The sequence below is a fragment of the Mammaliicoccus sp. Dog046 genome (assembly GCF_034039665.1).
Taxonomy (GTDB): Bacteria; Bacillota; Bacilli; order Staphylococcales; family Staphylococcaceae; genus Mammaliicoccus.
In genome coordinates, this window is sequence record NZ_CP120131.1 from 25,756 (window position 1) to 51,147 (window position 25,392).

General features: G+C 33.3%; 20 protein-coding genes and 2 tRNA genes. 21 read left to right on the forward strand and 1 reads right to left on the reverse strand.

Annotation, left to right across the window (positions count from 1 at the left end; all coding sequences use genetic code 11):
* The first annotated feature begins 5 nt into the window (after positions 1-5).
* From P3U32_RS00120 to P3U32_RS00135, 4 genes are all read left to right on the forward strand, one after another.
* A complete protein-coding gene (locus P3U32_RS00120; RefSeq protein ID WP_323703595.1) occupies positions 6-1,970 on the forward strand; it encodes a DHH family phosphoesterase in 1,965 nt (654 codons plus the stop codon).
* Positions 1,970-2,416, forward strand: a complete 447-nt coding sequence (gene rplI, locus P3U32_RS00125; RefSeq protein ID WP_323703597.1) for a 50S ribosomal protein L9 — start codon at positions 1,970-1,972, stop codon at positions 2,414-2,416. The genes P3U32_RS00120 and rplI overlap by 1 nt, the downstream gene beginning before the upstream one ends.
* 238 nt (positions 2,417-2,654) lie before the next feature.
* Complete coding sequence (dnaB, locus tag P3U32_RS00130) at positions 2,655-4,055, forward strand: replicative DNA helicase (protein ID WP_323704815.1); 1,401 nt, start codon at positions 2,655-2,657, stop codon at positions 4,053-4,055.
* Between the two features lie 284 nt (positions 4,056-4,339).
* Positions 4,340-5,626, forward strand: a complete 1,287-nt coding sequence (locus tag P3U32_RS00135; RefSeq protein WP_323703598.1) for an adenylosuccinate synthase — start codon at positions 4,340-4,342, stop codon at positions 5,624-5,626.
* Positions 5,627-6,337: 711 nt separating this feature from the next.
* Here the strand turns inward: P3U32_RS00135 and P3U32_RS00140 are convergent.
* Entirely contained in the window at positions 6,338-7,222 is an 885-nt protein-coding gene (locus P3U32_RS00140; RefSeq protein ID WP_323703599.1) for a YitT family protein, read from the reverse strand.
* A 106-nt stretch (positions 7,223-7,328) separates the two neighbouring features.
* Here P3U32_RS00140 and P3U32_RS00145 point away from each other — a divergent pair.
* The 17 genes from P3U32_RS00145 to P3U32_RS00225 all read left to right on the forward strand — a co-directional run bounded on the left by P3U32_RS00145 (position 7,329) and on the right by P3U32_RS00225 (position 25,095).
* A tRNA-Glu gene (locus P3U32_RS00145) sits at positions 7,329-7,403 on the forward strand.
* 20 nt (positions 7,404-7,423) lie between these two features.
* Positions 7,424-7,496 (forward strand) — tRNA-Asp (locus P3U32_RS00150).
* 380 nt (positions 7,497-7,876) lie between these two features.
* Entirely contained in the window at positions 7,877-8,578 is a 702-nt protein-coding gene (gene yycF / locus P3U32_RS00155) for a response regulator YycF (RefSeq protein WP_323703600.1), read from the forward strand.
* Positions 8,579-8,587: 9 nt separating this feature from the next.
* Positions 8,588-10,429, forward strand: a complete 1,842-nt coding sequence (gene walK, locus P3U32_RS00160; RefSeq protein ID WP_323703601.1) for a cell wall metabolism sensor histidine kinase WalK — start codon at positions 8,588-8,590, stop codon at positions 10,427-10,429.
* Positions 10,422-11,744, forward strand: a complete 1,323-nt coding sequence (locus P3U32_RS00165) for a YycH family regulatory protein (RefSeq protein WP_323703602.1) — start codon at positions 10,422-10,424, stop codon at positions 11,742-11,744. The genes walK and P3U32_RS00165 overlap by 8 nt, the downstream gene beginning before the upstream one ends.
* Positions 11,744-12,535 carry a two-component system regulatory protein YycI gene (locus P3U32_RS00170; protein ID WP_323703603.1) on the forward strand — a complete coding sequence of 264 codons (792 nt, stop codon included), beginning with the start codon at positions 11,744-11,746 and terminating at the stop codon, positions 12,533-12,535. The genes P3U32_RS00165 and P3U32_RS00170 overlap by 1 nt, the downstream gene beginning before the upstream one ends.
* Positions 12,536-12,583: 48 nt before the next feature.
* Positions 12,584-13,366, forward strand: coding sequence for an MBL fold metallo-hydrolase (locus P3U32_RS00175; RefSeq protein ID WP_323704817.1), 783 nt, complete (start codon positions 12,584-12,586; stop codon positions 13,364-13,366).
* Between the two features lie 381 nt (positions 13,367-13,747).
* Positions 13,748-15,370 (forward strand): ribosomal protection-like ABC-F family protein, encoded by a 1,623-nt coding sequence (gene abc-f / locus P3U32_RS00180; RefSeq protein ID WP_323703605.1) that lies wholly within the window; start codon positions 13,748-13,750, stop codon positions 15,368-15,370.
* 312 nt (positions 15,371-15,682) lie between these two features.
* Entirely contained in the window at positions 15,683-16,162 is a 480-nt protein-coding gene (gene rlmH, locus P3U32_RS00185; protein ID WP_323703607.1) for a 23S rRNA (pseudouridine(1915)-N(3))-methyltransferase RlmH, read from the forward strand.
* Positions 16,163-16,263: 101 nt separating this feature from the next.
* Entirely contained in the window at positions 16,264-18,579 is a 2,316-nt protein-coding gene (locus P3U32_RS00190) for an HAD family hydrolase (protein WP_323703609.1), read from the forward strand.
* Positions 18,580-18,737: 158 nt separating this feature from the next.
* Positions 18,738-19,823 carry a DNA polymerase family A protein gene (locus P3U32_RS00195; protein ID WP_323703610.1) on the forward strand — a complete coding sequence of 362 codons (1,086 nt, stop codon included), beginning with the start codon at positions 18,738-18,740 and terminating at the stop codon, positions 19,821-19,823.
* Complete coding sequence (locus P3U32_RS00200) at positions 19,816-20,187, forward strand: hypothetical protein (RefSeq protein ID WP_323703612.1); 372 nt, start codon at positions 19,816-19,818, stop codon at positions 20,185-20,187. Before P3U32_RS00195 ends, P3U32_RS00200 begins: the two co-directional genes overlap by 8 nt.
* The gene (locus tag P3U32_RS00205; protein WP_323703614.1) at positions 20,184-21,815 is read left to right on the forward strand and encodes a DUF5906 domain-containing protein; all 1,632 of its coding nucleotides are present in this window, start codon (positions 20,184-20,186) and stop codon (positions 21,813-21,815) included. The genes P3U32_RS00200 and P3U32_RS00205 overlap by 4 nt, the downstream gene beginning before the upstream one ends.
* A gap of 229 nt (positions 21,816-22,044) precedes the next feature.
* Complete coding sequence (gene ccrC / locus P3U32_RS00210) at positions 22,045-23,721, forward strand: cassette chromosome recombinase CcrC (protein WP_323703616.1); 1,677 nt, start codon at positions 22,045-22,047, stop codon at positions 23,719-23,721.
* A 104-nt stretch (positions 23,722-23,825) separates the two neighbouring features.
* Positions 23,826-24,176, forward strand: coding sequence for an SAUGI family uracil-DNA glycosylase inhibitor (locus P3U32_RS00215; RefSeq protein ID WP_323703617.1), 351 nt, complete (start codon positions 23,826-23,828; stop codon positions 24,174-24,176).
* A gap of 84 nt (positions 24,177-24,260) precedes the next feature.
* Positions 24,261-24,572, forward strand: coding sequence for a DUF960 family protein (locus P3U32_RS00220; protein WP_323704819.1), 312 nt, complete (start codon positions 24,261-24,263; stop codon positions 24,570-24,572).
* 16 nt (positions 24,573-24,588) lie between these two features.
* On the forward strand, positions 24,589-25,095 hold the full coding sequence (locus P3U32_RS00225; RefSeq protein ID WP_323703618.1) for a DUF1643 domain-containing protein: 507 nt from the start codon (positions 24,589-24,591) through the stop codon (positions 25,093-25,095).
* Positions 25,096-25,392: the final 297 nt, after the last annotated feature.

Consider the following 25,392-nt stretch of genomic DNA (forward strand, 5'->3'; position numbering starts at 1 on the left):
AGTTTATGAACCGTCAATCAGTTAAAAAAGCCCTAATATTACCTTACATAATTGTGATGATATTAGCTTTAGTGCTATTAGTTTTTAGTTTTTTTAACTCAATATATTGGGCGATTATTTCGACGGTTGTTACGATCATACTAATAGCTGGAAGTATATTTTTTATTAGAAGCAGTTTCGCTAAATTAGATTTATACATCGGGAGTTTAGCCGGAAGAATTACAAAGAGTAAAACGAGTGCAGTCAGTGATTTGCCAATTGGTGTTATCTTACTTGATAAGAAAAATCGCATCGAATGGATTAATAACTTCATGAGTAAACGTCTAGAACGTGAAGTACTAGATGAACCAATCAATGAAATATTTCCTAATATTTTAAAAAGATTAGAAAATACAGCAGAAGTTGAAGTAGATGAAGACGCATATAAATATAAAGTCACATATACAGAAAATGAAAATTCTATCTATTTCTTTGATATTACTGAATCATCACGTGTATATGGATTATACGAGAACGAGAAACCAATCATTGCGACAATTTTCTTAGATAATTATGATGAAATTACGCAGAATATGAATGATTCTCAACGTTCAGAGATTAATAGTGTCATCACAACAGTTATAGACGATTGGTCAACACGTTATGAATTATTCATTAAACGATATAGTTCAGATCAGTTTATCGCACTTTTAAATAAGCGTATATTAGATGATATAGAAACATTGAAATTTAATTTATTAGATGATTTACGTGATAAAACACATGATATTGGAAACCAATTAACATTGAGTATCGGTATTGGTGAAGGTAGTGAGAACTTAATTGAATTAGGTGAGCTATCACAATCCAGTTTAGACTTAGCGCTCGGTCGTGGGGGAGACCAAGTAGCCATTAAGAACAGTAACGGTAATGTTAGATTCTATGGTGGTAAGACGGACCCAATGGAGAAACGTACAAGAGTACGTGCTCGTGTCATCTCTCATGCGCTTAGAGATATCTTAATTGAAGGTGATAAAGTCATCATTATGGGGCATAAATCACCGGATATGGATGCGATTGGTGCAGCGATTGGTGTATCACGTATCGCTAAAATGAATAATTTAGAATCTTACATTGTTCTCAATGATTCAGATATCGATAGTACATTAGAGCGTGTGATGTCAGAGATAGATGAGAAACCAGATCTTAAAGAAAGATTTATTTCATCAGAAGAAGCATGGCATGAAATGACACCACGTACGACACTCGTAGTTGTAGATACACATAAACCAGAGCTTGTTATTGATGAGAACTTATTGAATAAGGCGAATAGAAAGGTTGTCATTGACCACCATAGACGAGGAGAAAGTATTATTTCAAGCCCATTACTTGTTTACATGGAACCTTATGCAAGTTCAACTGCAGAGTTAGTTACAGAATTACTAGAATATCAACCGACAGAACATCGATTAACAAGAATAGAATCAACAATCATGCTTGCGGGTATTATTGTTGATACACGTAATTTCACGTTAAGAACAGGCTCGAGAACATTTGATGCGGCCAGCTTTTTAAGAAGTCATGGTGCAGATACGATTCTTTGCCAACATTTCTTAAAAGATGACATAGATACGTATATTAAACGTTCAGATTTAATTAAGACGGTTAAACTGTTCCACGGTGGTGTTGCTATCGCACATGGAGAAGATCGCGAAGTTTATCATCCGGTCACTGTTGCCCAAGCAGCAGACGAATTGCTTGGCTTAGAAGGCGTTGAGGCGTCATATGTAGTGGCGCGACGTTCAGAAGACGCGATTGGCATTTCCGCGCGTTCATTAGGAGAAGTCAATGTACAATTAACAATGGAAGCATTAGGTGGTGGCGGACACTTATCAAATGCTGCTACACAAATTAAAAATACATCCGTAGAAAAAGCAATCGAAGAATTAATCAAGGTTGTTGAATCAGATGAAAAAGGAGTGGAAGAATAATGAAAGTTATTTTCACACAAGATGTTAAAGGTAAAGGTAAAAAAGGCGAAGTAAAAGACGTGCCAATCGGTTACGGTCAAAACTACTTAATCAAAAATAATTACGCTGTTGAAGCAACACCAGGTAATTTAAAACAATTACAACAACAAAACAAACGACAAGAAGAATTAAAACAACAAGAAATAGATGATGCAAAAGCTTTAGCAGAAAAATTAAAAGAATTAGAAGTTAAAATTTCAGCTAAAACTGGTGAAGGTGGTAAATTATTTGGTTCAGTAAGTACGAAGCAAATTACACAAGCACTAGAGAAACAGCACCAAATTAAAGTTGATAAACGTAAAATGGACTTACCGAATGGTATTCATAGTTTAGGTTATACAAATGTTCCAATTAAACTTCATAATAAAGTTTCAGGTACACTTAAAGTACATGTTGTTGAAGCTTAAGTGATTCATTAAAAGTGGCTGGGATATAATGTAATGTCTCAGTCATTTTTAACATCTTGGCAGTAGATGACTGAGTTGAAATTGCACTTGTATCAAGCTTTTTTCAACTCTAGTCATCTTTGCCGGGGCGGGACCACGAAATCTTTTTTATATAAATTAGATTTCTGTCCCGCTCCCTATTTTTATGCGTTATAATAAAAAATATTAAACACGGAAAGGAGTAATCAGTATGGATGGTATGGATAATATGATGAACGCGAGACAAATGCCACATAGTATTGAGGCTGAACAATCTGTTATCGGTGCAATCTTAATTGATCCTGAACTGATTAACTCAACAGGGGAGACATTAATCCCTGAAGCTTTCTATCGCGCTAGCCATCAACATATATTTAGAGCAATGTTGATGTTGAATGAACAGAACAAGGAAATTGATTCGGTTACATTGATGGATGAGTTATCAGCTGAATCTTTATTAGAAGAAGCGGGTGGACCGGTTTATTTAGCTGAATTAGCGAATAACGTACCGACTACTAGAAACATTCACTTCTACATAGATATTGTATTTAAACATGCAGTGAAGCGACAATTGATTCATGTAGCAGATAGTATCGCTGAAGATGGGTATAATCCAGAACTCGATTTAGAATCGTTATTAGGTGATGCAGAGAAACGAATATTGGAAATATCAGCATCACGAGGTACGGAAGGCTTCAAAGATATTAAAGATGTCTTAAGTATCGTATTTGATAACGCTGAACAATTAGACCAAAATAGTGGGCAAACACCTGGTATACCAACAGGATATAGAGATTTAGACCAAATGACAGCGGGATTTAATCGTAATGATTTAATCATTATTGCGGCACGTCCTTCGGTAGGTAAGACTGCCTTCGCATTAAATATTGCCCAACAAGTAGCGACACATCAAGATTTATATTCAGTCGGCATCTTCTCGCTTGAGATGGGTGCAGACCAATTAGCTACACGTATGATTTGTAGTACAGGCAATGTTGATTCAAACCGATTACGTACAGGGTCGATGACAGAAGAAGATTGGAGTAGGTTTACGGTTGCAGTAGGTAAACTCTCTCGTACGAAGATATTTATAGACGATACACCAGGAATACGTATTACAGATATACGTGCAAAATGTAGAAGACTAAAACAAGAACACGGTTTAGATATGATCGTAATAGACTATCTTCAATTGATACAAGGTAGTGGATCTCGTAGTTCGGATAATAGACAACAAGAAGTATCAGAAATTTCTAGAATGTTGAAAGCCATCGCAAGAGAGCTTGAATGTCCGGTTATTGCACTGAGTCAGTTATCACGTGGTGTTGAACAAAGACAAGATAAGCGACCAATGATGAGTGATATCCGTGAATCTGGTTCGATCGAGCAAGATGCGGATATTGTAGCGTTCTTATATCGAGATGATTACTATGATCGTGGTGGCGAAGACGAAGATGGTGAATCAACGGATGCCGGTGCGCAAGATGAAAATGGTGAAATTGAAATTATCATAGCAAAACAACGTAACGGCCCAACTGGTACCGTTAAACTTCATTTCATGAAACAATATAATAAATTTACAGACATCGATTATCAGCATGCTGGTATGGAATTCGGATAAAAAAGTTTTTAAGGCAAAACACGTACCTTTTTATAGTTAACTATATAAATGTACGTGTTTTGTTTTGTGAAAAGCGACTTTATTATAATTATGTTTGTGTTTTTAAATATGAAGATTATGATTAAAACCCTTTTAAATACTGTGGTTAAGGTATTTGCGAGACATAATCGTCTGAATATTAGTGTAAATAAACACAAGTGATTAATGTTCGTTTTTAGTTTGCAATTTAGTAATAGGACTGATAGAATACTTAATGGTTAATGAGAAAAAGCGGAGGTGCTCACATGTCATCAATCGTAGTAGTTGGGACGCAATGGGGAGACGAAGGTAAAGGTAAAATTACAGATTTCTTAGCAGAGGATGCAAATGTTATTGCACGTTTTTCAGGCGGTAATAACGCAGGTCATACAATCAAGTTTGATGGAGAAACGTATAAATTACACTTAGTACCATCAGGTATTTTTTATAAAGAAAAATCAAGTGTCATCGGTAACGGTGTTGTAGTTGATCCAGTAGCTTTATTAAAAGAATTAGACGGATTAAACGAACGCGGTGTTGCAACAGACAACTTGAAAATTTCTAACCGTGCGCAAGTCATCTTGCCATATCATTTAAAACAAGATGAATTAGAAGAAGAAAAACGCGGTGACAATAAAATTGGTACAACGAAAAAAGGTATCGGTCCAGCTTATGTAGACAAAGCACAACGTATTGGTATCCGTATGGCGGATTTATTAGATAAAGAAACTTTTGAAAAACGTTTAAAAGAAAATCTTGAATATAAAAATGAATTATTTGAAAAAATGTTTAACGCAGAAGGATTCACTTTTGAAGAAATCTTTGAAACATATTACGCTGCAGGTCAACGTTTGAAAGACTATGTGACTGATACAGCTAAATTGTTAGATGATGCTTTTGTTAATGACGAAAAAGTATTATTCGAAGGTGCTCAAGGCGTTATGTTAGATATTGACCACGGTACATATCCATTTGTTACATCAAGTAACCCAATTGCTGGTAATGTAACAGTTGGTGGAGGCGTAGGTCCAACTTACGTATCTAAAGTTATTGGTGTATGTAAAGCTTATACATCACGTGTAGGAGACGGTCCATTCCCAACAGAATTGTTCGATGAAGACGGTCATCATATCCGTGAAGTTGGTAAAGAGTACGGAACAACAACAGGACGTCCACGTCGTGTAGGTTGGTTTGACTCAGTAGTTTTACGTCACTCACGTCGTGTAAGTGGTATTACAGATTTATCAATCAACTCAATCGATGTACTTACAGGCTTAGATACAGTGAAAATCTGTACAGCTTATGAAATTGATGGCGTTGAAATTACAGAATACCCAGCAAACTTAAATGAATTAGAACGTTGTAAACCAATCTTTGAAGAATTACCAGGTTGGGAAGAAGATATTACAGGATGTCGTTCATTAGATGAACTTCCAGATAACGCACGTCGTTATTTAGAACGCATTTCTGAATTATGTAATGTAAACATTTCAATCTTCTCAGTAGGTCCAGATAGAAATCAAACAAATCTATTAACAGATTTATGGAAATAATATAGATTGAAAAGAGGCTAGGACGTATTTGTCCTAGTCTCTTTTTGTATTTGGATATTGGGATGATGTTGGTAGTGTTGGTTATTGCTAGTGTTAGAGCCGAGATATCGTGCGATTGGGTGTTAAACGCACGAAGAGTTGGGGTATAGAGCCGAGATATCGTGCGATTAGGTATGAAACGCACGAAGACTTTGGGGTTAGAGCTGAGATATCGTGCGATTGGATATGAAACGCACGAAGAGTTAAGGGTTAGAGCCGAGATATCGTGCGATTGGGTATGAAACGCACGAAGAGTTTGGAGATAGAGCCGAGATATCGTGCGATTAGGTATGAATCGCACGAAGAGTTGGGGTATAGAGCTGAGATATCGTGCGATTAGGTGTTAAACGCACGAAGAGTTTGGAGATAGAGCTGAGATATCGTGCGATTAGGTATGAAACGCACGAAGAGTTAAGGGTTAGAGCTGAGATATCGTGCGATTGGGTGTGAATCGCACGAAGAGTTGGGGTATAGAGCCGAGATATCGTGCGATTAGGTGTTAAACGCACGAAGAGTTAAGGGTTAGAGCTGAGATATCGTGCGATTAGGTATGAAACGCACGATATATCCCAACTTAAAACTAAAAAAGCATAACAACTTATCATTTTTTAGACTTCCTTCGCTTGAGGAGTCTTAATTATGAAATCATAAGTTGTTATGCATCAATGGTTGTTAATGTATTTCTCTTTTTTTGAAGCGTCCACCTTTAACTTCGCTCACATCACCAATAGATAAGAATGCTGAATTATCTATTTCTGTTACGATGTCTTTCAGTTTTGATTCTTCTAGTCTCGTAATCACACAGAATACGACTTTTTTATCTTCGCCTGTATATGCGCCTTCACCATTTAAGTATGTCACGCCTCTACCTAATCGATCGTTGATAGCTTCGCCAATATCTCTATATGTATCGCTAATAATCCATACAGCTTTTGATTCATCAAAGCCTTGCACGGTTACGTCTATTGTTTTTGCAGCGATAAAATAGGCAATAACTGAGAACATTGCTGATTCCCAATTAAACACAAATCCAGCTGCAGTAAAAATGAAGAAGTTAATCAACATCACAATTTCTCCAACTGAAAACGGTGCTTTACTACTAATGAGTATGGCACTAATTTCAGATCCGTCTAATGATCCACCATACCGGATAACGAGACCGACACCTAAACCAATAATCGCACCACCAAAAATTGTAACCAAGAATGTTTCTTTTATAAAAGGCTCAAAATGATGTAAATAAGCAGTTGTAATGGATAAGACTGTAATTGCGTAAATGGTCGAGATTGTAAATGTTTTCCCGATTTGCTTATAACCTAAGAAGAAAAAAGGAATGTTAAGTAAGAAAATAAATATTCCGAGTTTCAAATTGGTTAAATGACTAAGGATAATCGCAATACCGACTATACCACCATCAAGTAAGTTATTCGGTACTAAAAATAATTCTAAGCCGATTCCCATAAGCACACTACCAACAGTGATGAAAATGAGTCGTTTTAGAATTTCTCCTTTACTGAGTTTGCGATGTCCTTTCTTAATAACTTGCGCTTGCTCCATATCATCATCCCTTTATTTGAGGTCTATTTATATTATATAAAAAAATTAAAATAAAATCTTGTATTCCGGTTATAAGTCATGCTATAATCTATCTTGTGTTAAAAAAGGCCCCTTGGTCAAGCGGTTAAGACACCGCCCTTTCACGGCGGTAACACGGGTTCGAATCCCGTAGGGGTCACCATCTCAAATTTATACATATTAGGTCCCGTGGTGTAGCGGTTAACATGCCTGCCTGTCACGCAGGAGATCGCGGGTTCGATTCCCGTCGGGACCGCTCATAAAGAGCTTAAGGCATTAATGTCTTAAGCTCTTATTTTTATGATGTTATTTAATGTTCATGAATAGATTACGATTACCGGCTCAGTACTGCAAAAAACTGAGCCGAAAACCACAATACCATCTCAATTACCAAAAAACTCCCCTACAATTAATCTGAGCAACATAAAAAACAAAAAATAACGAAGGCTGGGACATTTAGCAAGATGTCCCAGCCTTTCTATTTTCAAAATCATGATACACTTTTTATAGTAAGGCATGATAATTACGCCAAACAATAGAATTAAAAGCCAAATAGTGTTAAATTATAGTATAGGATATCATGCACAATTGTGTGCTTATAGATACTTATTTTCAATAAAGAAATGAGGTAAACGTATGGCTAGAAAAATAGTAGTCGTTGATGATGAAAAACCAATAGCGGATATACTTGAATTTAATTTAAAAAAAGAAGGTTATGATGTTTATTGTGCATACGACGGAAATGATGCAGTAGAGTTGATATATGCTGAAGAACCTGACATTGTTTTATTAGATATTATGTTACCAGGTAGAGATGGTATGGAAGTTTGTCGTGAAGTGCGTAAGAAATTTGAAATGCCAATTATTATGCTAACTGCGAAAGACTCTGAAATTGATAAAGTCCTTGGGTTAGAATTAGGTGCAGATGATTACGTTACGAAACCATTTTCAACTCGTGAGTTAATTGCGCGTGTGAAAGCAAACTTACGTCGCCATTATTCACAACCAACACAAGCAACTGACGAAGAGACGAATGAAATAGTGATTAAAGATATCACTGTTTATCCAGATGCATACTCAATTAAAAAACGAGGTGCGGACATTGAATTAACACATCGTGAATTTGAGTTGTTTCATTATTTAGCGAAACATATTGGACAAGTTATGACACGTGAACACCTACTTCAAACAGTTTGGGGTTATGACTATTTTGGTGATGTACGTACAGTGGACGTTACAATCCGTCGATTACGCGAAAAAATCGAAGACGATGCATCTCATCCAGAATATATTGTTACACGTAGAGGTGTGGGTTATTTCCTACAAACACAAGAGTAGGCTGATCATATGAATTGGCTAAAGAAATTTCAATCCCTACACATTAAACTTGTCGTTATTTATGTTTTATTAATTATTATTGGTATGCAAATTATTGGTTTGTATTTTACAAACAGTCTTGAAAAAGAATTAACACGTAATTTCAAAACAAACATTGAACAACACGTGAAACAAATTAATTACAATATTAAAAAAACGTATAACTCTGATGATCCTAATCGAAATTTTCAAAAGGAAATTCAAAGTATTTTGGATGACTATGCCAATAGAACAGAAATTGATGAAATTCGTTATATTGACCAAGATCAAATTATCGTTGCAACTTCGAAAGCAACGAACCAAAGTACTGTGAACCAAAAAGTAAATGATAGTTCGGTTCAAAAGGCGTTATCCCTTGGAAAAGCAAATGACAAAATTGTGTTAAAAAATAATGCGACAGACAGTAATAGAGTTTGGGTTAAAAATAAACCCGTCGAATATGATGGTGAAGTTGTCGGTGATATTTATGTAGAATCAGACATAGATTCAGTATACGAACAGCTGAATAACATTAACCAAATCTTTATTATTGGTACGGCAATATCTTTATTAATTACAATTGTGTTAGGTTTCTTCATTGCGCGAACAATTACGAAACCAATATCTGATATGCGTAACCAAACTTTAGAAATGTCTAAAGGGAACTATACACAACGCGTGAAGATATACGGGAATGATGAAATTGGTGAACTTGCGCTATCATTTAATAATTTATCAAAACGTGTTCAAGAAGCACAAGCAAATACGGAAAGTGAGAAACGTCGTCTAGATTCAGTTATCACGCATATGAGTGATGGTGTATTAGCGACAGATAGACGTGGACGTGTGCGTATCATTAACGAAATGGCACTTAAAATGTTAGGGCTAGAGCGTTCAGAAGTAGATGCGAAACATATACTAGATGTATTGAACATTGATGATGATTATTCATTAGATGATTTACAAGAGAATAACGATAGTTTTGTAATTGATTTAAATGAAGAAGAGGGCATTATCGCACGTGTAAGCTTCAGTACGATTATACAAGACACAGGCTTTATTAATGGTTACATTGCGGTGTTACACGATGTAACAGAACAGCATATTCTTGAGAACGAACGTCGCGAATTTGTGGCAAACGTTTCACACGAATTACGTACACCATTAACATCTATGAGAAGCTATATTGAAGCATTAGAGGAAGGTGCTTGGAGAGATCCACAAGTGGCACCTACATTCTTAAATGTAACAAGAGAAGAAACGGATCGTATGATACGTCTTGTAAATGATTTATTACAATTATCTAAAATGGACAGTTCAAGCGATCAAATGAATACGGAGTTGATAGACTTCAAAATGTTCATTAACAAAATCATTAACAGACATGAAATGACACAAGGTAAGAACGTCACATTTGTACGTGATATTCCTGTAAAAGGATTGTTTGTTGAAATTGATCCAGATAAGATGACACAAGTGTTTGATAACGTTATTACAAATGCAATTAAGTACTCACAAGAGTCACATAAACGTGTAGAGTTTCATGTGAAACAAAATACGTTGTATAACAGAATGACCATTCAAATTAAAGATAATGGTATAGGTATACCTGTAAATAAAGTAGATAAAATCTTTGACCGCTTCTACCGTGTTGATAAAGCAAGAGCACGTAAGATGGGTGGTACAGGTTTAGGATTAGCCATTTCTAAAGAAATTGTTGAAGCGCATAAAGGTAGAATTTGGGCCAACAGTAAAGAAGGTCAAGGAACTTCGATTTATATCACGTTACCATGTGAAGTCATGGATGATGAGTTTGGTGATTGGGATGCGTAATAGAGAAGTAATTAAATCTATCATACTGTTTATACTTGTGTTAATAAGTATATTTATGACGTACCGTGTATGGACATTTACACCAGAACTAACAGATTTAGAATCTGATGTAAATACAGATACACCAGCCATCGGACCGAAGATTAGTAAACCGATAGATAGCGTAATTATGCCATTTAGAATGATTAATAGAAATGGAACAGATGTGAAAGGTACATCTAACGCAAATGATATTAAGAAGATTACAAATCAACTGCTAAACAAAGATGTTGAGAAAGTAGATATTTTAAGCAGTGCGTCAGTTGTAGAACTTGCAGATTTGTCAGAGCGATATACGATTTTAGACTTCCCTGACAGTGTCCCAAGTGAAATGTACTTGAATCAAGTGTTAGGTTTGGATATGAGTACGTATCCGAAAATTAATTTTAATAGAATTTTAGTAGATACAAAATCATCTGACAAAGCAACTGTGTATTTATTGAGTGAGAACAAACAGAAGGCAATTAAATTGAAAACATCAATGAAGAGTCATGAGTTTGATCAAATGAATAAAGAAACAGCTAAAGATCTAAAACCATATACAGGCATTATTACGAATGAAATGACAACAAGTGAAATTAATCAAATATATGTGCCAGAAGCAGCAGACAATATGAGTGTATACCGTTATGTTTCAAATCATATTTCTGTATCAGATTTAAATGACGTTATACTTGGCGATTCAGTTATTGCACGTAGTAAAGATAATCAAGTATCTACGTATAACAATAATACGGGTATTTCAAGTGTGAATGAAGATAAACAAACGTACCGTTATTCCAACTTATCTGAAGATGAAAATCGACAGAAAGATATCTCTAAAGGCATTACAAATTCATTTAAATTTATAAATGAACACGCTGGATTTACCGATGAATTCCGTTTGTTTGATACGGATCAAAAGACAGGTAAAGTAGACTATCAAATGTTCTTGAACAACTATCCAGTGTTTAATGATAACCATTTAGCGTCGATTGAAGCGGTTTGGGGAAGAGATGCGATTAATGAATATAATAGAGGGTTGATCACAACAGGTGTGGCAGTACCGTCTAAGAAGAAAGCAGATGAGCTTCCATCCTCAGAAGAAGTACGATTCGCACTAGCTTCCAATGCAGAAATTGATTTCTCTAAAGTTAGTAACATGGCAATTGGTTATGATTTATCATTACCACGCGATGAAATTGATAATTTGCAGGATACCATTGAATTTACACCTAAATGGTATATCAAGTATGACGGTGAATGGAAAAGATATGAGAATGGAGGGCTAACTTAATGGATTGGAAACATGCCAAGACACTCTTCATTATTGTGTTCGTGTTAGTAAACATTGGATTGATTGTTGTGTATATTAATAAAATTAATAACTCAGTCGTTCAAGAATCTAATGCGCAGTCTGAAGTTAACTTTTCTAAAGAAGGAATAAAAATTCCTAAATTACCAGAGTATGATGACAAAGAAATGCAAGCCATCACAGGTAGAAGTAAAACATTCAATTCGGATTCAGCAATCGGTGTGTATTCATTAACTGAAAAGGATACACAAATCAACAAAGACATCGATTTAGAAATCAATAAACAGCAAAAGCAAAACACTTTTAAGCAGTTTATTGATAAAGAATCCTATAAAGGTAACCATTATCAATATAGTAAAGATGCTTCAAATAAGGATAAAGTAATCTATGAACAAATGTATGATGGTTTGCCAATTTTGAGCAATAATAAAGGTCAAATAGCTTTTAATATAGAGAATGATAAAGCAAATAAATTTACGCAAACATATTTAGATAAGCTGAAACCAGGTAACGGAGATAATAATCATAAGCAGAAAATCGCGACTGCACGTACGGCATTAGAAACGTTGTATTTTAATACGTATTTGAAAAAAGGCGACACCGTGGAGTCTGTAAGATTAGGTTATTATAGTGTTGTTAAGGAAATTAGTGGACAAGTATTAGTGCCTTCTTGGGAAGTAAAAATTAAGACTAAAGAAAACGGCAAACCAAAAACGAAATACTTGTATATAGATGCAATTAAACCTGAATCTACCGTGTTAGAAGAATCGTAAACCACGAAAGAGATGCAGTATTAAAGGAGATGAACACTTGTGATCGCAATGAGCGTACTCGCAAGTGGCAGTACAGGAAATGCCACTTATATAGAATCAGATAAAGGAAGTTTACTCGTTGATGCGGGATTAACAGGCAAGAAGATTGAAGGACTATTTCAACAAATAGACCGCAATATTAGCGATTTAGAAGGTATCCTCGTAACCCATGAACACATTGATCATATTAAAGGATTAGGTGTATTAGCAAGAAAGTATAAATTGCCGATTTATGCGAATAAGAAAACATGGCAGATGATAGACGCTAAAGATAAGAACATCCCGCTTGATCAGAAGTTTAACTTTGAACCATATGAGACAAAGACTTTGGCAGGCATAGATATCGAGTCATTTAGTGTGTCTCACGATGCCATCGACCCACAGTTCTATATCTTTAATCACGATTATAAAAAGTTAACAATGATTACAGATACAGGTTATGTGTCAGATAGAATGAAAGGCATGATACATGGTAGTGATGCTTTTGTATTTGAAAGTAATCATGATGTGGATATGTTGAGAATGGGTAGATACCCTTGGAAGACGAAACAACGTATATTAGGTGATATGGGTCACGTATCCAATGAAGACGCAGCACACGCAATGTGTGACGTTATTACAGGAAGTACGAAACGCATCTATTTATCACATTTAAGTCAAGACAATAACATGAAAGACCTTGCACGAATGAGCGTAGGGCAAGTACTTAACGAACATGATATTGATACTAAAAAAGAAGTCATCTTATGTGATACAGATAAAGAAACAGCAACACCAATATATTATATTTAAAGTAAGAAGGGACCATCATTGCGATGGTCCCTATTTTTATTGAGTTAAGATATGTTGGATTAGGAGATGAGATATAGTGCGATTCGGTGTCAATCGCACTATATCTTTCCTCACTTCCTTACCTCATTCCAATATCCAGATTTTATAGGGTTTTATTTCAATTTACTGATAACTATACTATAATAAATGTAATATTATTGATCGGAGGTGTTGGTATTGTTCTTAGAAGTTGCGAAGCGTCTACGTTTTATTCATGTTGTACGCGGAAAATTTGCGATTGAAATTTTAAATTGGTGGAGTCTGTCCTTTTATAAAAATTTCAACTTCTAGGGGAATACTAACGCAAATCTTTCCTCTAGAAACATAGAGGAGAATTGAAAAATGAATATATTAAATGTTGCACAAGTGACGAAATCTTTTACTGGTGATGTCTTGTTTGAAAATATCAAATTTGAAGTAAATGAAAATGATAGAATCGGTCTTATTGGCCGTAATGGTGAAGGTAAGACAACCTTATTTAAATTGATAACTGGAGAAGAGCATCCGAATCATGGTCATATAAGTTTGTCGAAAGAGAAAAAAGTAGGGATACTCAGTCAAATCCCTGATTTCCCAGGTAATATGATAGTGATGGATTGTCTGGAGAGTGTATTTACTGAACTTAAGCAAATCGAGATAAGAATGAATGAATTAGAAGAGAGTATGACAAATGACTCTGCTAATATTGAAAAGTTATTAAATCAGTATGCAAATTTGCAAGAACGATATGAAAAATTAGGCGGTTATGAAAAAGAAAGTCAAATTAACTTTGTCATGCATGGTCTTAAAATAGATCAACTTTCTATGAGAGAATGGTCCCAATTATCAGGAGGAGAAAGAACGAAGATAGGTCTGGCGATGTTGCTTCTCCAAATGCCAGAATTGTTGCTACTTGATGAGCCAACGAATCATTTGGACATTGATAGTATTGAATGGTTAACAAAATTTATTAAAAATTATCGTGGTGCGATAATGATTATTTCTCACGATCGGTACTTTTTAGATGAGACAGTATCAAAGATAATTGAAATAGATCAACAACAACTACATGTATACCACGGAAATTACAGTTATTTTGTTCAAGAGAAAGTAGAACGCATTTTACGAGAATACAATGAATATAAAGATCAACAGAAAAAAATTCAAAAAATGAAAGCACAGATAAAACAATTAAAAATCTGGGCCAATCAAGCTGTTCCGCCTAATGCGTCCATGCATCGTCGTGCTAAAAGTATGGAGAAAGCACTTGCGCGTATTGAGGTTAAAAGAAAACCAATAATAGATGCTAAAAAAATGACTTTGGATATGAAAGCTGTTGATAAATCATCAAAAGACATCTATACGCTCGTTGATATCGCTAAGATGTATGATGAAGTATTGTTTGAAAATCTAAATATGAAAATACGTCGAAATGAAAGAGTAGCGATTATCGGCGCGAATGGAACAGGAAAAAGTACAATCCTTAAAATGTTTATAGGTGAAGTAGAACCAGATGAAGGGGAACTTATAGTAGCACCCAACATCAAAGTGGGATATTTATCTCAACATCATTTTAATAAAGAAACAGATACCGTTATAGAAGCCTATCGGGCATATGCATCTGTAACAGAAGGAGAAGCACGTAATCATTTAGCAGGTTATTTATTTTATGGTTACGATGTGTTTAAGAAAGTGAAGGATTTAAGCGGTGGCGAAAAAATGAGGCTGAGATGGGCGCAAATTATGTCTAATAACTTTAACGTCTTAATCCTGGATGAACCAACGAATCACTTAGACATTGAATCGAAAGAAATGCTTGAAGATGCGCTAAGTAAATTTGAAGGCACAATTATAGCCGTATCACACGATCGATTTTTCCTTGATAAATTCTTTGAACAAACATATTGGATTCAAAACGGTGAAGTGACGAAGTATCTAGGGAATTATAGTTATGCAAAAGAGAAGCGAAATGAAAAAAACGAATAAATTAGTATTTGAGATTAGCCTTTATTAATGCAATGTTAAGATTTGGGGATAACTTGTAGAGTTATGAACAGATATACCCACAGTTATCCACTACTGTCCACAAAATGTGCATAAAATACATAGTTATCCACATAATTGTCCACATTGTATAAATTTCAGTGGATAAATCAATGCTAAATGTATAAAAATAAACAAATTCATCCACGATTAATATACAAAAAAGACGAAATCTTGATATAATAATAAATAAAACTGTGCATAAGTTAATAAGTTGTGGATAACTTTTGATTAAATGAATAAAGGTGGATAAAAATGAAGATAACAATCATAACAGTCGGTAAACTTAAAGAGAAGTACTGGAAGCAAGCCGTAGACGAATATAATAAGAGACTCGGTGCCTATACGAAGACAGAGTTAATCGAAGTTCCTGATGAAAAAGCACCGGATAATATGAGTGAGAAAGATATAGAAATCGTGAAAGAAAAAGAAGCAGATCGAATCATGTCGAAAATTAAACAAGACAGCCACGTTATTACCCTGGAAATACAAGGGAAGATGTTAACAAGTGAAGGATTAAGTAAAGAAATCGATCAACTCATGACACGAGGTAATTCACACATCACATTCATCATTGGCGGATCAAACGGATTACACAGCAAAGTATTGCAACGCAGCAACTATGCCCTATCCTTCAGCAAAATGACCTTCCCACATCAAATGATGAAAGTCGTCTTAATGGAACAAATCTACCGCGCATTTAAAATAATGCGAGGGGAAGCTTATCACAAATAAAACTAAAAAATAAGGTGCTTTAGAAGAAGTGTAATTTTAAAATTGTCATAGTATTTATGGTTAATTAACTATCAAAATTAAACTAAAAGGGCGTGTTAATATTGGATTTAGAATCAAAGATAAAATTAAAAAAGGAATTGAGTATACTTTATAATCTTTATAAATTTTCAATGGATGAGTTACTACAATATAAAGCTTTGAATTATTCAGAAATAGATTTATCAAAAGAAGAAATTCATGAAGCTATCACAAAAAAGATTGATCCAATTTATTCACTTGCTGTTGGTGACAAGTTTGATAGATTATATAGTTTATCAAATAGGTATTTTATAAATTTAGAGTCAAAAAATTTAGGTAACGACTTTATAGATAAAGTAAAACGATACCAAATTAGTCATTTAGAAAATATTCATATATATATCGATAAATACTTTAGAAAAGTGTTTATGGATCCAAACATACATAAATTTTTGAAGAACGAACCCATTATAATAAAACATATGTACATTAAGAAGAAAAATAATAACTATATCCTTGAATTTGAATCAAATGGATTAGATGCGCTTTCTAAACAAATTACTGGAAATAAAGGAGGAAAAAACAATAATGTAATAGATTCACTCTTATTTAGTGAAATCGAGTTACAGAATATCGTTAATAAGAATGTGTCTAAAGGTATTACAATTAATAAAGTTATTAAAGACCTAAATTTAAGCTTAAAACATGTTAAAGTCGAAATTCCATATATCTACTTTGGACAAGACATAAGTCAAACAAGTTTCCAATTTAAATTAAGCCAAACAAGTCAAAAGAAAACGATTTATAAAGGTAAAAACATTGAAGGGAAATATGGTTATAAACGTGATGAAATGACCCAGCGGATATTAAAACTAAAAAATACATATACATTTGATCCTAATATGTTTAGAAACAGTAATGGTGAAGAAAAAGCTCAATTTGATTTGACTAGGTATGAAAACGACATCTTAGATTTTCTAGTTACATCAGTTGTAGATTATCCGTTTCCTAATACACCTAAAAAGCGAAATGATGAAAAATCAATTAATAAAGTCTATAATGATCTATCTAATAATGAGTTCTTAAAATATACAAATAATCAAGTTGAAAAAATTAGTTTACTACCCAATAATGAACTAAAAAAGAATCTTACTAATGATGATACATATAAATATATAGAAGAACTTACTAATCGAAATCAACCAAAACTTCAAGCTCAGCTATCGAAATTTTTTAATAAAGTAGATGAGGTAAACTACTACGAAGCCAATCTACTGTATAGTAGATTGGCTCAAAAAATAGATGAAGTTTTAGTGGATTATGATATAGAAAAAACTAATTATGACATTGAATATAAAGCTTTCAATGAAGCTTCACATACATATTCCATTGAATATCTTGATTTTGTTTCTGAGTATTATAAATATATACAAAAAGCTTTCTTTAGTGCTAATGATGAAAATAATGAAGACATAGCTAATAGACCATCTAAAATGAGTTTTATTGAGACATATGAAAGGGTTAAATTTCTCGATAATATTAAGAAAACTAAAATTGTTTCGAAAAATAATAAAGAAGAATATCTTGTATATAAATATCACGCTATTAATAAGTATGCTAAAGCGGAAGCTACTATAAATGATATCATGGTTAAAAATATATTGAATATTCCAAAAAGTATATATAGAAAAAAAGACGATGAAATAACAAAAATGATAAAAGATAAAAAACACATTAAAACAGAGATTGAAGAAAAGCCAGTAGAAAATGATAAGTCACTAAAATACGATGAGGACACTAAAGTTAAAGGAAATAGTAATGACTATAATCAACTTAAGAGTAGAGAATATTATGAAAATTTATTGTATAGTGAAAGATTAAAATATGAATTAAAAACAGCTGGTGAAATGAAGAATATAAAAGAAAAAGTAAATTTACTGTATCGAGAAACAATAAAATCTATAGAGGATTTAGCTTTTTATATCTTATCAGAATATTTATCAATTTCAGAGTACAATGAATCCAAATTTTTGACCAATACTAGTCTAGCCGATAATAACAATATAAGTGAACTAAAAGATATTTATTTTAAGGCTAACCCTTTGTATCAGTTTTCTAAAGAACATAAAATCGAAAGAGATAGTGAATTCATACCGTTATTATCACTATTAGATAAAGTGATAAAGCAACTTAACTCTTATTTCGATAAGTATAAAGATAATTATGATATACATCATAAGTTAATGGATGAAAATGTTGCAAATCAACTAATAAATGCGAACTCTTATAAAGGGAATAATTTATTAGTTGAACAAGCTATAGAAGCAATAACGAGTATGAAACTTAGAGAAGACCTATACAAGTATCACATAAAAACGCAAAATCAAATCAAAGAATAGACTATATTAACCAATACACAATTACGTGTATTGGTTTTTTTATCAGAAAAAAAATAAAAATTTCTGATGTCATTATTTATTAAGAGAATGGTGACATACTTAAAGTGTTGATTGGCCAATCGACTATTATATTAAATTAATAATAGGAGTGATGACAGATGTTAGAAAGACTAGCATATGAAATTGAGTTTAACAAAACTGAGAAATGGTTGATATCTGGTTATTCAGATCAGAGTGAAGTAAATGAAATGAAAAATGGGTTGTTAATCAATTACAACAGAAAGATTCAACAGCTTGATGATGAAAGTGAAAAATTACTAAATCAGTATAATGATTTACACAACGAGTTGTTGCCACTAGTCGATGATATAGAACAAGTTGGGATAGACTTTGATATCGATAAACTAAGAAGAACTGGCAAGTTGCTAATAGATAGATCAAAAAATGAAAGTAATCGCTATCGAATTGAAAGATTGCTAGAAAAGCTTTCAAATTCATTGGAAGGTAACAAGCTTAAAACTAAATTGAATCTGATTGGCGGTGTTACACATCGCATAACGACAGCTTCATATAATATTCAAGGGCTTCCTAGTGAAATTAAGGCATGCATTATACCGTCTCAATTTAAGCGTGTATATATGATTGATTTCAGTGCATTTGAACCTTCGGTAGCAGCTTACATGTCGGATGATAAGACTTTAATAGCATACTTGAAGAGTGATGATGGTTTATATGAGCGTTTATTGAAAGGTCTAAACTTATCCTCTGATTATAGGAATGCTGTAAAAGTATGTTTTATCGGATCATTCTTATTCGGAGGTAACTATCACAATTTTAAATTGAGTGAGGAAGTACCTGAAGTAGAGTGGCATAACTTAATAAAGAAATTCAGTAATTATATGCTTCTAAGTAACCAAGTGATAACAAGCAAGAAGTTGATTATGCCTTATGGAATAGAAAATGATGTTAGTCACTTAAATGATAAAAAAGTGATGGGTCAATATGTACAAAATGTCGCAAGCTATGTATTTAAACATGTTTTAAAAGAAGTTTATATAAAGCAATGCATGAATGAGTCATTTAGAATTATGTTGCCTATTCACGATGCAATTATGATTGAGTGTTATACAGAGGAAGTTGCTCAATCAGTAGCTAATCTCATGGTACAAACGGCAAATGGACTATTTAAGGATAGCTTTGCTAAAGCAACCATAGAGGAAATTGGAGGTAGAGACAATGAATAATGACAGAGGTCAAAGTTTACAAATCCCACAAAAAACAACACTAAGAGCAGGTCATATATATGTTGCTACATTGCGTTCTGTAATTGAGACAGATTTTTCAGGCGAAATTAAACATCGATTCATATATGAAGTTGAGTTGGAAAAACAAACGTTTCATGTGAAACGAAATATTTCGATAGTTGCTACAGATAAGCAATTATCAATATCTGAGTGGCTGAAACGACATAGTAATTATAGCGTTAATCACATCAATTATGAGCCTTACATTGACCAACAACATTTAATCCTTGTAGGTGAATATAGAGAAAGCTATTACGTAGAAGACATAGCACCATTAAATGAGTTTGGGGGAATATTAAAATGAGCCATATTTTACAAATGTTAATGAAATTATTAAGTGAGGCAAAGGAGGCAATCGACCGTGAAGGTCTGATTGCTCTCCTAACTAATAGTATCGCCAATGACAATGAACTTGAAGAAGTTGAATTATCAGAAATGGTGTATAACGAGTTTATTGATCAATTACACCTTAACATTCCTAAAAATAAGGACTACCGAGCTAATATATATAGTTACTATAGAATTCAGAAAAAACCGAATGACACAATATTAATTGACATGATGATGAACGTTTTTCATATCAAACGATTCGATTCTGAACTATTTATTTTTACCGATAAAGGTTGGCAAAAAGTAAGTGACGATAAATTGCAAGATTTGGTATCTAAAATGGTACAAGTACTTTTAGTCGACTTTAGACCTTCACAAAGCGTATTGAGAAATGTAGTTGAGGGCTTACAAAAATCATCAGATATTGAGAATCTTTCTGTGAATGAGCAATATATTGGTTGTGGTCCGAACATGTTCGATCTAAGCGATTATAAAGTAGTTAAAAATAATATAGAAGTTTTTCCTAAAACACGATTGAATTTGGATTTAGATCTAAGCGATTCTATTAGTGATACTATACCTGTAAGCTTTAATCAGTACATGTTTGATTTAGCAAATCATGATGAAGATTTGAAAAGTTTTCTAATCCAACATACGTCTGTGCTACTTACAGCGGATGCAAAACTTCGTCGAGGGCTTATTTTATATGGAACAGCTAACAATGGGAAATCAGTATATATTAAATTATTAAAGTCATTCTTTTATAGCAATGATGTCCTATCAAAAACGCTTAATGAATTAGGTGGACGATTCGACAAAGAGAGTTTGATTGGTAAACGTTTAATGGCAAGTGATGAAATTGGAGAAGCTAGAATTAATGAAAGAGTAGTTAATGATTTTAAAAAATTACTTTCAGTTGAGCCTATTCATGTTGATCGTAAAGGACAGACACAAGTCGAAGTTACTTTGGATTTAAAACTTATCTTTAATACGAATGCTGTACTAAACTTTCCTGCTGAGCATGCTAAAGCACTAGAACGTCGAATAGCAGTTATACCTTGCGATTTCTATGTGCAGAAGGCTGATTCCAAATTGAATGACAAGCTTCAGATTGAGAAGAAAGACATATTTTTATACCTAATGTATGTCTACAAGCAAATCTTAAGTAATGATACCGAAAAGCTTGAAAATGAGCGAGTTACAAATATTACACATGATTGGTTAAATTTTGGCTATTACTTTATAGCATCTAAAACAGTAAGTATCAATAAACAAAAAGACTGTATTAGGCTAATAAGAAATCTTACAAGTCATAATAAAGGGTCTCGTGTAAAAGTTTCGAAATTAAATAATGTTATAAAGCAGGAAATGAGTTTAAGTAGTCAATTTATTAAGGAACTTGTAATGCATAATCTAAATAGCCAAATTATATCAAGAGACGGTTATGAATATTGGACTGATTTAGCTTGGAATAATGATTCTAATAATGATAAAAATGAATCATTAGAGCGTAAATCACCAGAATTTAACGTAACAGAAAGTGAATTTCAATATACGGATGAAAATACGTGGCCACAAGATGAGGAGGGATTTTTAAAATGAATGAGCAACAAATTGAAGCGATTGTAGAAATTATGACACCTATCCTCGAAGAACGGATTATTAAAGAGAAGTAAGAAAAATAAGCACTATAGGCAAGAGCCTATAGTGCACATATTTTAAAGTGGTAAAAGTGACAAAAACTAAGGTAAATATAAATATATATTATCAATGTGATGTTATGAAGACCTAAGGTCTATAGAGTAACATAATAAAAAAGGAGACATAAACTATGAATAAGAAAATAGCATTATACTCTAGGGTAAGTACGTCAGAACAATCTGAGCGTGGTTATTCGATTCATGAACAAGAACAAGTATTGATTAAAGAAGTACTTAAACATTTCCCAGGTTATGAATATCAAACATACACAGACTCGGGTATATCTGGTAAAAATATTCAAGACCGTCCAGCAATGAAGCAATTATTAGACGATGTAAAAGCGAACAAAATTGAAATGGTACTAAGTTGGAAACTCAATCGTATTTCACGGTCAATGCGTGATGTATTTAATATTATTCACGATTTTAAAGAACATGGTGTTGGGTATAAATCGATATCTGAGAATATAGATACATCAGAATACTCAGGTGAGATATTAGTGACTATGTTTGGCTTGATTGGTTCTATAGAAAGACAAACACTGATATCAAATGTGAAGATGTCAATGAATGCTAAAGCAAGGCAAGGAGAGGCCATTACAGGACGTGTTTTAGGTTATAAGTTATCTCTTAATCCAGTGACACAAAAAAATGACTTGGTTATAGATGAGCATGAAGCGAATATTGTGAAAGAAATTTTTAATTTATATTTGAAGCATAATAAAGGACTTAAAGCCATTACAACAATACTAAACCAAAGAGGATATCGTACCATTAATCATAAACCATTCTCAGTATTTGGGGTCAAATACATTCTAAATAATCCAGTTTATAAAGGATTTGTAAGATTTAATAATTATCAAAATTGGTCCGCTAAAAGACGAAGTGGTAAAAGTGGAGAAAATGACGTGATTTTGGTGAAAGGTAAACATGAAGCAATTATAAGTGAAGAAATGTTTGATAAGGTACACGAAAAATTAGTATCTAAAAGCTTTAAACCCGGACGCCCTATTGGTGGAGACTTTTATCTTCGCGGACTTATTAAGTGTCCAGAATGCGGTAATAATATGGTGTGCAGACGAACTTATTACAATACGAAAAAATCAAAAGAACGTACAATCAAGCGTTATTACATTTGTTCTTTATTTAATCGCTCAGGAAGTGCTGCTTGTCATAGCAACTCTATAAAAGCTGAGGTGGTCGAGGCAGTTATTCATAAGCACCTTAATATCATCTTATCTCAGCCTGAAGTTGTGGGAAAGATTTGTGAAGATGTTATTGAGAATATTAAGCATAAGCAAATGGCCCCTATTGAAGCAGTAGACGATATAGACACTTTAAAGAGACAAAAGCATAAAATAAAAACACAACAAGAAAGACTCTTAGAATTATTTTTGGATGATCAAATGGATAGTACATTACTTAGTGAAAAACAAAAGGAACTCAATGCACAGCTTGTAACTATAGAAGAAAAGATAAAAACAGCAAATAACCAAAAAGTTAATCAACCCGTAACGATGAACTACAAAGTTTTAAAAGTACGTCTTATTATGTTGATGAATAGGTTTAGTGCATCTCTCAAGAAAGCAGACCCAGAAGCTAAAAATCAGCTAATGAAAATGTTGATTGACTCCATAGAAATAACAAAAGATAAGCAAGTAAAACTGATACGGTACAAAATAGACGAAACACTTATCCCTCAATCTTTGAAAAAAGATTGGGGGACTTTTTTTATGCCTCAATTTCATTTTGTGATTGATGATAAAAATAAATGTTACGTCTCTAAATTTACCACTTTTACCACTTAAATCAGATTGGATAGGATATAGCGAGTATAACGAAAAATCAAATATATATTATATCCATGAATATGTATAAATATATTCAAACAATAATACAGGAGGTCATTACTATGACACTAGAAAAACAACTCAAGCATTATATTACACATTTATTTAGCCTACCCAAAAATGAAGAATGGGAATGTGAAGCGATTGATGAAGTCTCTGACAATATACTACCAGATCAATATGTCAGACTTGGTCCACTTACCAACAAAATACTTCATACGTATACTTACTATTCTGACACACTTCATGAAAGACATATATACCCCTTTATCCTCTACTATCAGAAACAACTCATTGCGATTGGTTATATAGATGAAAAAAACGATATGGACTTCTTATATCTTCATAACACAGTTATGCCACTACTAGATCAAAGAAACTTACTTGAAAAGGAGAATTATAATAATGAATAAATGGATTTATATCGCAGAAATAAGTATCACTGTAATTACCGAAGTGATATCAATGATGAAAGATATAGAAAAGGAGCAATCATGATGGAACGTTATATTACCAGAGGTATTGCCTCTAACTTACCAGAAGCGTTACAGCAACAGTTATGGAAACTTGTAGCACAACGTGAAAACGAACAGTCCAAGGAACTAGAAGAAATAGATTATTTTCATATCTTCCAGTTCAACATGCACAATAATCAATTATATATCAAGCACAAACAAGAACGTCCTGAGTATGTCAAAATTCATAAAGCTAATTATTCAAAAGCTATCGATATCAATAAGGTCTACGTCATACGAGAAGATGATGTAGACCTTTCTTATTATGTCATGTTATTACCGGATGAATACTAACTAGGAGGAAACAAACATGCAGACAATAAAGAACACATTAGAAACTGAAGCTATTTTCAGTGATGACCAACAGCATCGCTATCTACTTAAAAAGACATGGGATAAAGATAAACAAGTTATCACAATCATTACTATGTATCCACATTATGATGGCGTACTCAACATAGACTTAACAACACAACTGATTATGAACAAAGTTTCAGAAATGGATGCATTTGGTTCAATTAATTTTATGAATCTATACTCTAATATAACGACACCAATCAACCTAAAACATCTAGAAAATGCCTATGATAAGCATACAGAGATTCAAATTATGAAAGCTGTGAAAGAATCTGACGAAGTGATATTAGCTTGGGGCGCCTATGCTAAGAAGCCAGTTGTTGAAGCACGTGTAAATGAAATTTTAGAGATGTTGAAACTGCATAAAAAGAAAGTGAAACAACTCATCAACCCAGAAACGAATGAAATTATGCATCCACTCAATCCTAAGGCACGTCAAAAATGGAGTTTGAAATCATAGCAAATATATTGAGGTCAATATGGAAACAAAACAAATCAACATCGTTTCACTGCAAATGATTAAAGATAGATACTTTGAGTTATCTTAAAAGACGAATTACCAGTCCTCATCAAATTGTAAAGTACTCAAATAGAGTTTTTTAATAATGCATAGGTGATACATTTATTTTACTTTAATTATAATTAGCTGAAAATTATATATAAGAAAGGTTCAGTGACTAACTCATTTATAGTGTATGATGATGGAAAATTAATTAAGAATAAAACGTTGACCAATATTGACCTTTAGTTTAGAATA

What these genes read in the sequence shown, in the direction of transcription:
- P3U32_RS00165 (WP_323703602.1), top strand. Translation starts at nt 10,422, where the DNA reads ATGCGTAATAGAGAAGTAATTAAATCTATCATACTGTTTATACTTGTG.
- yycF (WP_323703600.1), top strand. Translation starts at nt 7,877, where the DNA reads ATGGCTAGAAAAATAGTAGTCGTTGATGATGAAAAACCAATAGCGGAT.
- P3U32_RS00135 (WP_323703598.1), top strand. Translation starts at nt 4,340, where the DNA reads ATGTCATCAATCGTAGTAGTTGGGACGCAATGGGGAGACGAAGGTAAA.
- P3U32_RS00225 (WP_323703618.1), top strand. Translation starts at nt 24,589, where the DNA reads ATGCAGACAATAAAGAACACATTAGAAACTGAAGCTATTTTCAGTGAT.
- dnaB (WP_323704815.1), top strand. Translation starts at nt 2,655, where the DNA reads ATGGATAATATGATGAACGCGAGACAAATGCCACATAGTATTGAGGCT.
- P3U32_RS00215 (WP_323703617.1), top strand. Translation starts at nt 23,826, where the DNA reads ATGACACTAGAAAAACAACTCAAGCATTATATTACACATTTATTTAGC.
- P3U32_RS00205 (WP_323703614.1), top strand. Translation starts at nt 20,184, where the DNA reads ATGAGCCATATTTTACAAATGTTAATGAAATTATTAAGTGAGGCAAAG.
- P3U32_RS00170 (WP_323703603.1), top strand. Translation starts at nt 11,744, where the DNA reads ATGGATTGGAAACATGCCAAGACACTCTTCATTATTGTGTTCGTGTTA.
- P3U32_RS00195 (WP_323703610.1), top strand. Translation starts at nt 18,738, where the DNA reads ATGTTAGAAAGACTAGCATATGAAATTGAGTTTAACAAAACTGAGAAA.
- rplI (WP_323703597.1), top strand. Translation starts at nt 1,970, where the DNA reads ATGAAAGTTATTTTCACACAAGATGTTAAAGGTAAAGGTAAAAAAGGC.
- rlmH (WP_323703607.1), top strand. Translation starts at nt 15,683, where the DNA reads ATGAAGATAACAATCATAACAGTCGGTAAACTTAAAGAGAAGTACTGG.
- P3U32_RS00220 (WP_323704819.1), top strand. Translation starts at nt 24,261, where the DNA reads ATGGAACGTTATATTACCAGAGGTATTGCCTCTAACTTACCAGAAGCG.
- P3U32_RS00120 (WP_323703595.1), top strand. Translation starts at nt 6, where the DNA reads ATGAACCGTCAATCAGTTAAAAAAGCCCTAATATTACCTTACATAATT.
- P3U32_RS00200 (WP_323703612.1), top strand. Translation starts at nt 19,816, where the DNA reads ATGAATAATGACAGAGGTCAAAGTTTACAAATCCCACAAAAAACAACA.
- abc-f (WP_323703605.1), top strand. Translation starts at nt 13,748, where the DNA reads ATGAATATATTAAATGTTGCACAAGTGACGAAATCTTTTACTGGTGAT.
- walK (WP_323703601.1), top strand. Translation starts at nt 8,588, where the DNA reads ATGAATTGGCTAAAGAAATTTCAATCCCTACACATTAAACTTGTCGTT.
- P3U32_RS00140 (WP_323703599.1), bottom strand. Translation starts at nt 7,222, where the DNA reads ATGGAGCAAGCGCAAGTTATTAAGAAAGGACATCGCAAACTCAGTAAA.
- ccrC (WP_323703616.1), top strand. Translation starts at nt 22,045, where the DNA reads ATGAATAAGAAAATAGCATTATACTCTAGGGTAAGTACGTCAGAACAA.
- P3U32_RS00175 (WP_323704817.1), top strand. Translation starts at nt 12,584, where the DNA reads ATGAGCGTACTCGCAAGTGGCAGTACAGGAAATGCCACTTATATAGAA.